Raw genomic sequence first — 13723 nt, forward strand, 5'->3', positions numbered from 1 at the left:
AGCGTTCCAGATATAGTATGCGTGCAATTAATGTGTAAACACATTAGGGCGCGCAGAAACCTAAACAATTGGCAAGCTTCCGGGATATCCAGCGGATGTCACTCGATCTTAAACGTCAATTGATCGCACAGCTTGTCGAAAGCTCGCGCATCCTGCGCAACTATATCGATCACCGTGCCAAAGAGCGCGGCACCACCCGCGCGCAATGGGTTGTGTTGTTCCGCCTGCGCGCGTGTGAAGGTTTATCACAAGTCGATCTCGCGGAGGTGCTGGAATTGCAGCCGATCTCGCTGGTCCGGCTGCTCGACCGCCTGGTGGAGCAGGGGCTGCTCGAGCGCCGCCACGATCCCAGGGACCGCCGCGCGAATCGGCTGTTCCTGACCGAGGCCGGGCGCCGCCTCGTCGACGAGCTCGACAGCCTGCGCGACGCCATCGCCGCTGACGTGCTGCACGATGTTTCCGATGAGGCGGTCGCGACCAGCCTGAAGACGCTGCTCGACATCAAGGAGCGCATCAAGGCGCAGCCCTTCCCGACGGGCCAATTGGCGGCGAAGTGAAGCCGCCGGCAGGTCTGCCGCGCTGCGCAAAGCGTGCTTGAACGATTCTGAACCGGCAGCGCTTGCCCGCGGCCTCCGTGTCCATTATGGGGTATCCGCCGTCATTGCACGGACGTAAGCGTCTCACGTGAAGCAACGCATCAACCGACGTGGTCGGACACGATGCACATCTTCTGATCCCGCGTGATCGACCCGCTTCACTGCAAGAGATCCCCATGCTTTTTCGCAAGCTGCCGGCGCGTTTTGCGCCGGCCGTCATGCCGTTCGTGTTATCCATCCTGACGACCCGCGTCGTCTCGACGATCTCGACATTGTGCAGCTTCGGGGCAGGCACGGCCTTTGTCTCGGCTTCACCTTTGGCATCGCTATTGTCCTGGCTGGTGGCGTTTCCGACGCTGCTCGCGGTGCTGCCACTGGCCCGCCGCATCGTCGCGCTGGTGGTCGCGCCGTCACGGCCGCCTGCACGCGGCTGGCCGGACTAGCGGCCGAACAGGTGAAAGGGGCCGTTGCCTCACCACCTGCCGCTTTAGAACGACTTCAAAGCGGGAGCGCTGCGGTTGTCAGGGTGCGCCCGCGCGGGTCATATCGGCCGGCTGCTGCATGGAGCTTCGAATGGACGAACTGAACGGTAAAATGCTGGCCTGCCAGATTTTGGTGACGGGGCTGATTGCGCGCGTCGCCAATGAGCAGCGTGATCCCTTGCGCTTTCTCACCGACTTTCGCGACGAGATCAAAGCGGTGGTGAAGGGCGTCGGCATCGCCGGCATCGACAATTCCGATCGCGTGCGGCAGATCGCGCAGCAGACAGTCGACGAGCTGTTCTCGCTGATGAAGCCGCCGAGCAGCGATTAGTTCGCGAGGCAGTTGAGCCCGACTACGCAACCACAGCGAGAACGAGATCCGGCAGGAGGCGTTCTTAGACTCGTTCTTGGAGTCGTTCCGAACTGGAGCAATTCCAGTCACGCTTTGATCGCTTCAAATTGATCACGAGAAACCCGCTCGCTACCAACCTCGCATCGCCGCCGCGAACGACTCGCGGAGGCGGGGCAATGAAGTACGCGGGGGCGTGTGAAGACAGATGGGGCAGGTGGTAGCACCCCGATCGCTGCGGGGCATCGCGGCGGTCGAACTTGGGGATGGACGATTGGAGGGCGCCTCGGGCGCCAAGGTGTCGGCGCTCGCCGGGCTGATCGCGGTGGCGTCGTTCTCCGGCGCCGAAGCGCAGCAATCCGAGCTGCCGCCGGTCAGTGTCGATGCGCCCGTCGCGCGTTCGAAGCCGGTCGCCTCGAAGCCGACCGCTGACCAGGTCCGCGCCCGCAATGCGCTGCGTCGCGCGGCGCAGCGCCAGCAGGCAGCGCAGCAGGCCCAGGCCGTGCAATATCCGAATGCGGGCGGGCTCGCGCCGCCCGACGCCAATCCCTATGCGGATGCGGCGGCACCCTACAAGGTGAACCGGGTGCAGGCGTCGGGGAAGTTTCCCGAGCCGCTGCTCAACACGCCCAAGACGATCACTGTCATGAGCAAGGAGGTGCTCGAGGATAAGCACGCCACCGCTCTCAAGGAGATCGGCCGTTCCACCGCGGGCGTCACGCTCGGCTCGGGCGAGGGCGGCAATGCCTTCGGCGACCGCTTCTTCATCCGCGGCTTCGATGCGCGCAACGACGTCTTCATCGACGGCATCCGTGATCCCGCGGTGTCGATTCGCGAGAACTTCTTCACCGAGCAGATTGAGATCCTGCGCGGGCCGGCGTCGGCCTATGTCGGCCGCGGCACCGCGGGCGGCGCCATCAACATCGTCACCAAGCAGGCGCGGGACACGAATTTCCAGCGGATGGACACCGAGTTCGGCACCGACCGCGAGAAGCGCGTCACACTCGACGTCAACCAGGTGATCTCGCCGACCTTCTCGGTGCGCACCGGCGGCCTGTTCCAGGACGCCGACGTGGCGGGCCGCAACTTCGTCACCGACGATCGCTGGGGCGCCTTCCTCTCGACCAAATGGACACCGATCGACGATCTAAAGGTCACGACCAACTACGTCCACACTGATCTCTCCGGTTATCCCGATTTCGGCGTGCCCTACTACAAGCAGGGCAACGTGCCGGTGACCTCGGCCGGCATTCCGCGCGAGACCTGGTACGGGTTCCTTAATCGCGACTTCCAGACCGCGCGGCAGGATTTTGGCACCGCGACGGCCGAATACAACGTCAACGACGCCATCACGCTGAGCAGCAAGCTGCGCGGCGAGCATTCCGTGTTGAACTATATCGGCACGCTGCCGCAGAACCCGGTGACAACGAACCCGAATCCCCTGCGCTGGACCACGACAGCGAGTGCGCAAAGCCGGTATCAGACGGTTGATCTCTGGGCCAACCAGAACGACGCCACGTTCAAGCTCGATCTCGGCGGAGTCAAACACACTGCGGTCGTCGGGACAGAATTCTCAGATGAGAGGATTTCGATCGACCGCTACACCGGGCTCGCATCCGAACTGTTCGGCGGCGGCTCGACCAGCAATGGTGCCGTCTCGGGCGTCAATCTCTATTCGGCGCAATACACCTGGATCCCCTTCAGCACGATCCCGTCCTTGACCGGGAATCCGACGCGCTACGACGTCGACACCAAGAGCGTCTACGTCATGGACACCGCGAACTGGCGGGACACCATCATCCTGAACGGCGGCGTCCGTTACGACGACTACGGGATGAAGGCGGCCAACAATACGGCCTCGAAGTCGTTCGACTCCGAGCTCGTCAACTACAATGTCGGCCTGGTCTACAAGCCGATGCCGATCGGCAGCCTCTACGCGGCTTATGCCACTTCAGCCAATCCGTTCGGCTCGGAGCTTGACGCCACTGGCACCGACTATGGCGGTGTGCCGCCCAACACGCTGCTCACGCTGGGGCCCGAGCGCAACAAGGCAGCCGAGGTCGGCACCAAATGGGAGCTCGCCGACCGCCATTTGCTGGTGAGCGGCGCCTTATTCCAGACCACCAAAGACAACGCGCGCGAGACCAATGCGGCGGGCATCCTGACCTCGAACGCAGCCTATCGCATTCAGGGCATCGACATCGAGGCCGAGGGCAAGATCACCGATCGCTGGAGCGTGTTCGGCGGCCTGGTGCTGATGCAATCCAAGGTCACCCAAAGCAACATCGCCTCCAATCTCGGGCTGCAGCTCGCCAATGTGGCGCACCAATCGTTCAGCCTGCTGTCAAAGTATAAGCTCGATGACGGCTGGGAGATCGGCGGCCAGGCTGTTTACCGCTCGAAGGTCTATGGCGGCACGTTCGCGGCCAACACCGGTAACGAGCTGCCGAGCTATTGGCGTTTCGATGCCTTCGTCGAGAAGCAGATCGACAAGAACTGGAAGATGAAGCTCTACGCGCAGAACCTCACCAACAAGCTCTATTACGACACGCTTTACCGAAGTGCCGTGCCGTTCGTCGCGGTCGCGCCGGGAAGGGCCTTCTATATCGTCACCACGGCGAAGTTCTGACGAGAGCGGCGGAACGTGTCCGCCGCACACCATCGCTGTCTCCGCCGATACCGCCTGCCGGTATCGGCGGAGGCCGCGCGCAACTTCTTAGAACGATTTCAAGCGCACAGTTTAGAATCGTTTTGATCTGGAACAATTCAAACACCGCATCGAGCCGTTCAAATTGACCCTGTCAGACCCGACCGATACCACCGTCTCAAGCTGCAGGGGGGGAAATCCGCAGCAGCAACGGAAATCGAGCTTCAGGGGCGCGTGAAAATTCAATGGGACAGGTCATTGCACCGCGATCGCTGCGGACGATCGCAGCCGCCAAGCTGAAAGACGGCAAGCTGAACGAGGGAAAGTCCGACGGCGTTTCGGGCAGGGGAGTATCGGCAGTTGCCGGCCTGATCGCCGTGGCGTCGGTGTCAGGGGCCGCCGAGGCACAGCAGTCCGAGCTTCCGCCGGTCAATGTCGACGCGCCGGTGGCGCGCCACAAGCCCGTCGCCGCCAAGCCCACTGCCGACCAGGTCCGCGCACGCAATGCGCTCCGTCGCGCCGCGCAGCGCCAGCAGGCGGCGCAGCAGGCCGCGGCCGTCCCATTCCCGAATGCCGGGGGCCTGAGCGCCGACCGCAACCCCTATGCCGATGCGGCTGCGCCCTACAAGGTCGACCATCTGCAGCAGTCGGGCAAGTTTCCGGAGCCGATCCTCAACACCCCGAAGACGGTGACGGTGCTGAGCAAGGAGGTGCTGGAGGACAAGAACGCCACCAACCTGAAGCAGGCCGTGCTCTCCACCGCCGGGGTCACGCTTGGCACCGGCGAGGGCGGTAACGCCTTCGGCGACCGCTTCTTCATTCGCGGCTTCGACGCACGCAATGACATCTTCATCGACGGCGTGCGTGATGCCGGCGTCAGCGTGCGGGAGAACTTCTTCACCGAGCAGGTCGAGATCCTGCGCGGCCCGGCCTCGTCCTTCGCCGGCCGTGGCACCGCCGGCGGCGCGATCAACATCGTGACCAAGCAGGCCACGGGCGCGGGCAATTTCTACAACATGGATACGACGTTCGGCACCGATCACACCAAGCGGGTGACGCTCGACGTCAACCAGGTGATCAGCCCGACCCTGGCGGTGCGCGCCGGCGGTCTGTTTCAGGATGCCAATGTCGCCGGGCGAGACCACGTCACCGATAACCGCAACGGCGCGTTCGTCGCCGGCACGTGGACGCCGTCGGACGCGGTCAAGGTTACCGGCAACTACATCCATACCGAGCTGACCGGCATTCCGGATTTCGGCGTTCCCTACTATCGCCCGAGCACCGCGAGCACGGCAGGCGGGCCATTCCCCGACTTTGGCGTCAACCGCAATAATTTCTACGGCTTCGTCAATCGCGATTTCTACAGGACGGGGCAGGACATCGGCACGATCAATGCCGAGGTCCAGATCACGCCCGATCTCACGATTTCCAACAAGACTCGGGAATCTCGCTCGACCCAGAACTACATCGGAACGCTGCCGGAACAGCCGTCGCTCGCCGCACCGTTGACCGCCTCTACGCTCACGGCGAATCCGCAGAGCCGCTTCCAGGTGACGGATGTTTTCGCGAACCAGACGGAGGCAACGTACAAGTTCAGCGACGGCGCAGGATTCAAGCATACCGTGCTGGCCGGCATCGAATACGACAACGAACGCTCCTCGATCGACAGCTATTCCGGGCTTGCCTCCGAAGTAACGACCGGGACGACCTCTTTTACCGGCACCGGATCGTTGCGCGGCGTCAGCGTCTTCAGTCCGCAATTCACCGACACGCCGTTCCCTATTCCCTCACTCAACAACAAGCCGACCAAGATCGGTATCGATACCGTGAGCGGGTATGTGCTGGACACGGCCAACTACCATGATCTCGTGATCCTCAATGGCGGCGTCCGCTATGACAATTACTCGATCAAGACCTCGGGCTACGGCACTGTCGGAGGCGTCTCGACCTTCGGCACCCAGCAGGCCGAGTTCGGCATTCCCGATTTCAATCTCGGCTTGACCCTGAAGCCGCTGCCGAATGGCAGCGTCTACGCGGCTTACGCGACCTCGGCCAATCCCGTCGGCGCCGAGTTCGACGGCACCAGCACCGCCTATGGCGGCCTCAATCCGGTGCTGCCAGGCGGCAATACCCAGATCTTCGGGCCGGAAAAGAACAAGGCCATTGAGGTTGGCACGAAGTGGGAGCTCTTTGACCGCCATCTCCTTGTGACAGCGGCGTTGTTCCAGACCGAGAAAGAGAACGCCCGCGAAGCGCAAAATATCACCGCTTCGACTCCTGCCGCCAAAATACCGGCCGGGTGCTCCTATTCGCCACCGGCCGGAACGACCACCGTGTCCTGCATTACCGCCGGCGCAGCCTATCGCGTCCGCGGCATCGATCTCGGCGTCGGCGGCAAGATCACCGACAGATGGAGCGTGTTCGGCGGCCTCGTGCTGATGCAGTCGGAGGTGACGAAATCGCTGGCGCCCGTGGCAAACAGCGCGCTCTATACGTCCAATGTCGGACTGCCGCTCGCCAACATCGCACACCAGTCGTTCAGCATGCTGTCCAAGTACCAATTGACGGACCAGTGGGAGCTGGGCGGCCAGGCGGTGTATCGCTCGAAGATCTATGGCGGCACGCTGCTCGCGGCCAACCAAGGCACCTCGATCCCGAGCTATTGGCGCTTCGACGCCTTTGCTGAATACAAGATCGACAAGAACTGGACCGCGAAACTGTTCGTCAACAACATCTTCGACAAGCGCTATTACGACGCGCTCTATCAGAGCGCGGCGCCGTTCGTGCTGGAGGCACCGGGCAGGGCAGCCTACGTCGCGCTCTCGGCACGTTACTGAAAGTGAGACCATGCTGATCTGCATCCCCGAGGTCTTAAGCAAAGCGGAGGTCGCCGAGTTTCGTCGCATCATGGATGCGGCGGACTGGGAGGACGGCCGCTCGACCGCGGGCGCGCAATCGGCCATGGTCAAGCGCAACGAGCAATTGCCACCGGACAGCGAGGTCGCGCGCAAGCTCGGCCAGCGCATTATCTCCGCGCTGACCAAGAATCCGCGCTTCCTGGCGGCGGCAATCCCGCTGCAGATCTTTCCGCCGCTGTTCAATCGCTACGCGGCGTCAGGCGGTCACCACTTCGGCATCCATGTCGACAACGCGGTGCGCGGCGATCCCTTGACGGGCCTGCGGATCCGCACTGATCTTTCGATCACGCTCTTTCTGGCCGAGCCCGAGGATTACGACGGTGGCGAGCTTGTGGTCGAGGACACCTATGGTTCCCACGAGGTCAAGCTGCCGGCAGGCGACGCCGTGCTCTATCCCGCCTCGAGCCTGCACATGGTGACGCCGGTGACGCGCGGCACCCGCGTCGCCTCTTTTTTCTGGATGCAGAGCATGATACGGGATGCACATGCCCGTAGCATGATCTTCGATCTCGACACGGCGATCCAGGGCTTGACGGAACGGCTGGGGCGCGACGATCCCGAAACCGTCAAATTGACCGGCATCTATCACAACTTGATCCGCTACTGGGCCGAAGTATGATGACATTGTTCCGTTCGAGGGCTGCTCTCGTTTTGCTGTTTGCATTGACATCGGCGCTGCCGGCGTCCCATGCGCAACAGGCAACGCAGCCGGCCTCGCAAGCAAACGCTGCGACCCAGCCCGCAGCCGTGTCGAATGCCTCGGCACCAGGAACTGCGTCGGGCGCGCCGGTCGCCGCATCGTCCCCTGCGCCCGAGGCGAGCACTGATGGCAGCCGCCCCGTCAAATCGCTGACCACGGGGCTGCACGAACTGTCGCCGTGGACCATGTTCCTGAACGCCGACATCCTGGTCAAGGCGGTCATGATCGGCCTTGCGCTGGCCTCGCTGGCGACCTGGACCATCCTGATCGCCAAGAGCATCGAATTCTCGATGCTGCGCCGCAAAGTGCGCGGCGGCCTGCGCAAGGTCTCCGGCGCCAAGTCGCTTGCCGAAGCGCAGCTTGCGCTGGGATCGTCGCGGAACGTCCTGGCCTCGCTGCTGCACGCCGCCATCGCCGAGCTGCGGCTGTCGCAGGGCATTCACAACGACACCGGCATCAAGGAGCGGGCGGCGTCGGTGTTCGCCGAGATCACGCGGGCCGAAGCCCGCCGCGTCCGTGTCGGCATGGGCCTGCTCGCCACAGTCGGCGCCATCTCGCCCTTCGTCGGCCTGTTCGGCACCGTCTGGGGAATCATGAACAGCTTCATCGGCATCTCGAAGTCGCAGACCACGAACCTTGCCGTGGTCGCGCCCGGCATTGCCGAGGCGCTGCTGGCCACCGCGATCGGCCTTGCCGCGGCGATCCCCGCCGTGATCATCTACAATCACTTCTCGCGCGTCACCAAGGCCTACCTCGAGCTGGTCAATCGTGCCTCGGGCGTGGCCGGCCGGCTGTTGTCGCGCGATCTCGATCGCAGCCAGGCCGGCATTCATTCGCGCGCAGCGGAGTAGATCATGGCGGTTTCGCTCTCGGAAGGCGATCTCGACGACGATTTCGAGGAGACCCATGACATCAACGTGACGCCGTTCATCGACGTCATGCTGGTGCTCCTGATCATCTTCATGGTGGCCGCGCCGCTCTCGACCGTCGACCTGCCGATCGATCTGCCGACCTCGACCGCGACACCGCAGAAGAAGCCGGACAAGCCGACCTATGTCTCGATCAAGCCGGATCTCGCCCTTGCGATCGGCGAGACTGCGGTGAAGCGCGTCGACCTGGTGCGCGAGCTCGATGCGCAGCCGGATGCCAGCCACGACAAGCCGATCTTCCTGCGCGCCGACCGCTCGGTGCCCTATGGCGAGATGATGGGCGTGCTGGAGATCCTGCGTGCCGGCGGCTATACCAAGATCAAGCTAGTGGCGCTGGAGCGCGCACCGGGACAACCGGCGCCGGCCGACGCTGCCAATCCGTGACCGGACGGACAGGACGATGAGCGATCTCGATACCGGAGAGCGGACGCCGCGGCGGCTATGGGTCGGTGCGGCCGCCATCGCGCTCGCGCTGCATCTCGGCGGCGCCGCGCTCGCACTGACCAGTCTCAAGGGCGATGAGGACGACGGCGGCCTGGGCGCCAGCGGCGCCGAGGTGATCGACATCGACATGGCCTCGCCCAAGCTTCAGGACGACGAGCTACCGGCGGGCGTCGACTCCATGGCTCAGGCGGCCTCGAACGCGATGCCGGAGCAGAAAGCCGAGGTCGAGCAGACCGACCTGCCAAAGGACACACCGACCGAGACCGAGGAGGCGGACCGCGTCGTCACCACCAGCGACGTGAAGAAGCCGACCGAGGAGCAGAAGGTCCAGGCCGTCGAGACCAAGGCGTCAGAGGCCACCGATGCGGCCGAGGACAGCTCGCGCAAGGCTTTGGCCGAGGACGCGCCCGAGGCCGAGAAGGCCAAGGCGCCCAACATGGGCATCGGCAAGGACAAACTGAAAGAGACGGCCAGATGGGGCCGCAAGATCAGTGCCTATTTCGAGCTGCACAAGAAGTTTCCGGAAGGCCGGAAGAACGGCGCCAAGGTCCGCGTCGCGCTGGTGCTGAATCGCCGCGGCAACGTGCTGTCAGCCAATGTCGTGGAGTCCTCGGGCGACCAGGCCTATGACGACGCCGCGATCGCCATGATCCATCGCTCCAACCCGGTGCCTGCGCCGCCCGCCGACCTCACCGATGATCAGTTTGCCTTCACGCTTCCGGTGATCTTCAACGCGCGCAAGTGACGCGCGCTGCGCGCAGTGACGAATTGGCGGATGGCCGGCCGGCGCATCCAGAGGCCGTTCCGATCGCGCCCGTCCGGGTTAGCGCCAATACAGCCTGATACCGATATAGATCACGCATAGCGCGGCGAAGATCAGCGCGACGGGAAGCCGCGGCCTGGCGGCAGCCTGACCGTTCGGCGCCGACTTTGGCTTGGGGGGCAGCCGGCGGAAGGTGGTCACATTGTCCTTCACCGGTTCGCTTGGAGCCGACTTGATCTCCGGCGGCGCGCCATATCCGCCCATCTCGGCGTAATAGGACTTGTACATCTCGCCGATGGTGGCCTCGGCCGCGTCGTGCTCCGACATCTGATCGAGCCGGGTCTTATAGCTGGCGAGAAACTCCTGGGCCTGGGGTGGCAGCTCCGATGCGCCGTTGAGCTTGGCGATCATCTTCCAGGTTGCAAAATCGGCCCGGGCCCGCGTATCGGCCCGGCGTGCAATCATCATATCAGCAGCTTTGACCAAAGGTGCCTCGGGTCTCGTTTCCCCATTCCGGCCCAAGTCAAATATCCGGGCCAGGTTCTTGGGCTAGGTATTGCCGGTTAATAGCAGAAGCAGCCTGATGAGAGAATCGGTTGTGGCGCGCAGCAGCCCTGAAACAACATCAAGATTTAGACCGAACTGGGAGCCTGCCAAGGGTAGCAGGATCAAAATTCCGACCAGGATCAGCATGCCGAACGGTTCCAGTCGAGCCAGCGGCAACGCAAGTGGCCGCGGCAGGATTGCGACGGCGACGCGGCCGCCGTCGAGTGGCGGTATCGGCATCATGTTGAACACGGCAAGCAGGACGTTGATCCGGACCGAGTTCCACAGATTGTCCACGATCCACTGCGCCTGATCCGCGGACAGCATCTCGAACAGCTGATGGACGTTGAGCGCCGCGGCGCTGGCGAGCGCCAACAGGATGTTGGTGGCCGGACCGGCCAGCGCCACCATCACCATGCCGGCCCGCAGTGGCTGCAGGTTGCGGAAATTGACCGGGACCGGCTTGGCATAGCCGAACAGGAAGGGCGAGCCCGTGAACAGGAGCAGTGCCGGCAGCAGCAGCGTGCCGAAGGCGTCGATGTGCCGGATCGGATTAAAGCTGACGCGCCCGAGCTTGAGCGCGGTGTCGTCGCCGAAGCGCCAGGCCACGAAGCCGTGTGCCGCCTCGTGGAAGGTGATGGCGAGGACGAGCGGCAGCACCCAGACGGAGAGCGTGTAAGGGGAGATGGGCAAAGCAGGGGGTCCGTTGGGTTAGGCCGCTTCGTTGAGAGGTCGGTTCAGGCAAGCTGTCGCTTTTTCGTAAGCTATTCCTGCAACTTAAGTCATGCTTTTTCAACTTAAGTCATGCTTTCTAGCTGAGGTCCGGCGCAAGGATTTGCCGGTCGACATTGAGCGGCCCGTCCGTCAGATCGTCGTGAGGTGCGGCGTCCCGGAATGTTCAGCACTGGTCGGCCGCGTTCCGCCCTGGTATACTTCGATTTATGTCCGATACGTCGACCCGCATCATGCCGTCCGAGCTTCCGCCGACGGAGGTTGAACTCGCCGAGTGGAACGCTTTGACGCGCGAGCAGCAGATTGCGCGCTATCGCGAGTACTTTGCACATCCCGATTGCGAGGCTTTTACGGCGGACACGCCCGAAGAAATCCTGGCTGCGGCACGGGCACAGGTTGCGGCGCGTCGGCGTGGCTAGCTATCGGATCACAAGCCGCGCTCGCGCGAACCTGATCGGCATTTTCGATTACACTGAAGCCAATTTTGGAGCCTACCAGGCGGAGGCGTATTACGCGGGCCTGATCCGTAGCTTTGGCCTTTTGGCGGATTTTCCAGCCATCGGCCAACGAGCAGATGAATTGCGCGAGGGCTTACGGCGCTTTCGTTTTCAAGCGCACATCATTTTTTATACGGTCGAGGACGATACGGTCGAAATCCGTGGCGTGCTCCATCACGCGAGAAATATTCGGCCTGGCCTCTTCACCTGATTTGGTCGGTCGCCTGAGACAGCTCGACTTGCAGGTGATCTGCGAGCAGGGTTGCCGCTCTGGACAGACGGCCGGCCCGGTGCAGCCGGATCTCCGCGGCAGGCAATCGCGGCATGCCGTCCTGCTCCGACAGCGGACGAAGACGCGCGGGGAAAGTGCCGGCCTTCACCACGGTGACGGCAAGCCCCTGCGCGGCGATCTGCTCGACCGCGGCGCTGCGGCTGACGAAGGCGAGCCGCCAGGGGCGCTTGGCATCGTCGAGCGCGGCCATGGCCCAGTCGCGAAATAGGCAGCCGCGCGGGTAGAGTGCGACGGGGAGCGGATCGCTGGCCTCGATCGGCTCCGCACCGACGGCCCAGACCGCCTGTTCGCGCCGCAGAAATTCGCCTTGGTTGTGCCCCTCGGCATGCATTGCGATGACGAGGTCGTAGGCCGCGCCGAGCCGCGCCGGCATGGTCGCGGTGAGACCGGTCTCCATCTCGACATGGATCGCGGGGTGGTTGGCCATGAAGTTCGCGAGCAGCGGCGGCATGATCGCGGTGCCGTAGTCATCCATGACGCCAAGCCGGACACTGCCTGCGATCTTGCGTTCGCCGAGCCGCGCGATCGCCTCGTCATTGAGCGCCAGGAGACGGCGGGCATAGCCCAGCAGGTCTTCGCCGGCCGGACTGAGACCGACACGAGATTTGCTGCGATGGAGCAGGATGACGCCAAGGCGGTCCTCCAGCCGCTTGATCTGCATGCTGACGGCCGATTGTGTGCGATTGAGCATTTCGGCGGCGCGCGTGAACGAGCACTTGTCGGCCACGGCGACAAAGGCCTTGAGCAGCTCGGGATCGAGGGGCGGATCGTTCATCACGGGCCGTGATCGTCGTCTTCAGGGAAATTCGATTTATCGCCCAGTATCGTTTTCTTAAGCTGCTACGGCAAGACAAACAGCGAGACAACAGGCGAGGGCTTGGCGTTGGGCGGAGAGGGCTGGGGCGTTCTGGCGGCCGTGCTGTCGAGCACGCTCGGCGGCACCTCGATCGGGGCCACGCGTTTCCTTGTGAATGCGATCGATCCGCTGGCGATCGGCGCGTTCCGTTTCGGGATCGGCTTTCTGCTGCTGGCGCCGGCGGCCTGGCTCGCGCGCGGGCCGCGGCCGTCGCCGCAGGACTGGTTCGGCACGGCCGCTTTGGGCGTTTTGTACTTCGCGCTGTTTCCGATCCTGTTCAACGCGTCATTGATCTTCACCACGGCGGCGCGAGGCGCGCTGGCGCTCTCGACGCTGCCGCTCTTGACCATGGTTGTCGGCGCGGCGCTTGGCCGCGAGGCCCTGACAGCGCGCAAATCCGCGGGCGTGCTGCTGGCGATGGGCGGCGTTGCGCTGGCGCTGCTGTCGGGTCTGTCGTTTGCGCCAGCAGGCGCGTGGCGCGGCGATCTGTTGATGGTCGCGGCTGCGCTCTGCATGGCGCTCTACAGCATCTGGTCGAAATCGTTCATCGGCCGTCTCGGGCCGATCCCTTTCACGGCGATGGCGATGGGCATCGGCGGCGCATGCCTCGTCCTGATCTCCTGGTGGCGCGGCAGTTTCGAGCCGGTGGCCGGCTTCGGTGCAGCGCAATGGTTCGCTGCCGTCTATCTCGGCGTTTTCGGTGCCGCGCTGACCTTCTATCTCTGGGCCTTCGCCCTGCAGCGTACGACGCCGACCCGGGTCGCGATCTCGGTCTGCGTCAATCCGATTGCGGCGTCTCTGGTCGGAGCCGCGATCCTGCACGAGCCGCTGTCGTGGAATTTGCTCGCCGGCATTGTGGCGGTGTTTGCCGGGATTTGGGTAGCGACGACGGCGTCAAGTAAGACGAAACGTGCGGAGTCTTGACATGTCATTGCGAGCGAAGCGACGTGTCCGCCGAAGCCCAACGGGCGA

Annotated in this window: 15 protein-coding genes; 12 read left to right on the forward strand and 3 right to left on the reverse strand. The window is 63.7% G+C overall.

From position 1 onward, the window contains the following. Positions 1–95: 95 nt before the first annotated feature. The 9 genes from P6U24_RS16010 to P6U24_RS16050 all read left to right on the forward strand — a co-directional run bounded on the left by P6U24_RS16010 (position 96) and on the right by P6U24_RS16050 (position 9810). Positions 96–557, forward strand: a complete 462-nt coding sequence (locus P6U24_RS16010; protein WP_407160031.1) for a MarR family winged helix-turn-helix transcriptional regulator — start codon at positions 96–98, stop codon at positions 555–557. A gap of 215 nt (positions 558–772) precedes the next feature. Next, positions 773–1039: a DUF2798 domain-containing protein gene (locus P6U24_RS16015; RefSeq protein ID WP_407160032.1), complete on the forward strand. Its 267-nt coding sequence runs from the start codon at positions 773–775 to the stop codon at positions 1037–1039. 130 nt (positions 1040–1169) lie between these two features. Beyond that, entirely contained in the window at positions 1170–1409 is a 240-nt protein-coding gene (locus P6U24_RS16020; RefSeq protein WP_407160033.1) for a hypothetical protein, read from the forward strand. A 226-nt stretch (positions 1410–1635) separates the two neighbouring features. Then, a complete protein-coding gene (locus P6U24_RS16025) occupies positions 1636–4056 on the forward strand; it encodes a TonB-dependent receptor (protein WP_407160034.1) in 2421 nt (806 codons plus the stop codon). A 263-nt stretch (positions 4057–4319) separates the two neighbouring features. Further along, positions 4320–6911, forward strand: coding sequence for a TonB-dependent receptor (locus tag P6U24_RS16030; RefSeq protein ID WP_407160035.1), 2592 nt, complete (start codon positions 4320–4322; stop codon positions 6909–6911). Between the two features lie 10 nt (positions 6912–6921). Then, positions 6922–7611, forward strand: a complete 690-nt coding sequence (locus tag P6U24_RS16035) for a Fe2+-dependent dioxygenase (protein WP_407160036.1) — start codon at positions 6922–6924, stop codon at positions 7609–7611. After that, a complete protein-coding gene (gene exbB, locus P6U24_RS16040; RefSeq protein ID WP_407160037.1) occupies positions 7608–8543 on the forward strand; it encodes a tonB-system energizer ExbB in 936 nt (311 codons plus the stop codon). Before P6U24_RS16035 ends, exbB begins: the two co-directional genes overlap by 4 nt. 3 nt (positions 8544–8546) lie before the next feature. Next, the gene (gene exbD / locus P6U24_RS16045; protein WP_407160038.1) at positions 8547–9005 is read left to right on the forward strand and encodes a TonB system transport protein ExbD; all 459 of its coding nucleotides are present in this window, start codon (positions 8547–8549) and stop codon (positions 9003–9005) included. Between the two features lie 16 nt (positions 9006–9021). Then, complete coding sequence (locus P6U24_RS16050) at positions 9022–9810, forward strand: TonB family protein (RefSeq protein WP_407160039.1); 789 nt, start codon at positions 9022–9024, stop codon at positions 9808–9810. A 78-nt stretch (positions 9811–9888) separates the two neighbouring features. Here P6U24_RS16050 and P6U24_RS16055 read toward each other — a convergent pair whose 3' ends face one another. Beyond that, the gene (locus P6U24_RS16055) at positions 9889–10296 is read right to left on the reverse strand and encodes a hypothetical protein (RefSeq protein ID WP_407160040.1); all 408 of its coding nucleotides are present in this window, start codon (positions 10294–10296) and stop codon (positions 9889–9891) included. Between the two features lie 81 nt (positions 10297–10377). Then, a complete protein-coding gene (locus tag P6U24_RS16060; protein WP_407160041.1) occupies positions 10378–11067 on the reverse strand; it encodes a site-2 protease family protein in 690 nt (229 codons plus the stop codon). Between the two features lie 272 nt (positions 11068–11339). On the opposite strand from P6U24_RS16060, the gene P6U24_RS16065 reads away from it, so the two are divergent. Together P6U24_RS16065 and P6U24_RS16070 are read left to right on the forward strand one after the other, a co-directional pair. Further along, on the forward strand, positions 11340–11525 hold the full coding sequence (locus P6U24_RS16065; RefSeq protein ID WP_407160042.1) for a hypothetical protein: 186 nt from the start codon (positions 11340–11342) through the stop codon (positions 11523–11525). Continuing rightward, complete coding sequence (locus P6U24_RS16070; RefSeq protein ID WP_407160043.1) at positions 11518–11814, forward strand: type II toxin-antitoxin system RelE/ParE family toxin; 297 nt, start codon at positions 11518–11520, stop codon at positions 11812–11814. The genes P6U24_RS16065 and P6U24_RS16070 overlap by 8 nt, the downstream gene beginning before the upstream one ends. Here P6U24_RS16070 and P6U24_RS16075 read toward each other — a convergent pair. After that, positions 11807–12670 (reverse strand): LysR family transcriptional regulator, encoded by an 864-nt coding sequence (locus P6U24_RS16075; protein WP_407160044.1) that lies wholly within the window; start codon positions 12668–12670, stop codon positions 11807–11809. The genes P6U24_RS16070 and P6U24_RS16075 overlap by 8 nt on opposite strands. Before the next feature lie 102 nt (positions 12671–12772). On the opposite strand from P6U24_RS16075, the gene P6U24_RS16080 reads away from it, so the two are divergent. After that, on the forward strand, positions 12773–13675 hold the full coding sequence (locus P6U24_RS16080) for a DMT family transporter (protein WP_407160045.1): 903 nt from the start codon (positions 12773–12775) through the stop codon (positions 13673–13675). Positions 13676–13723 lie beyond the last annotated feature (48 nt).

It is taken from the genome of Bradyrhizobium sp. STM 3557 (assembly GCF_045571465.1).
GTDB lineage: Bacteria > Pseudomonadota > Alphaproteobacteria > Rhizobiales > Xanthobacteraceae > Bradyrhizobium.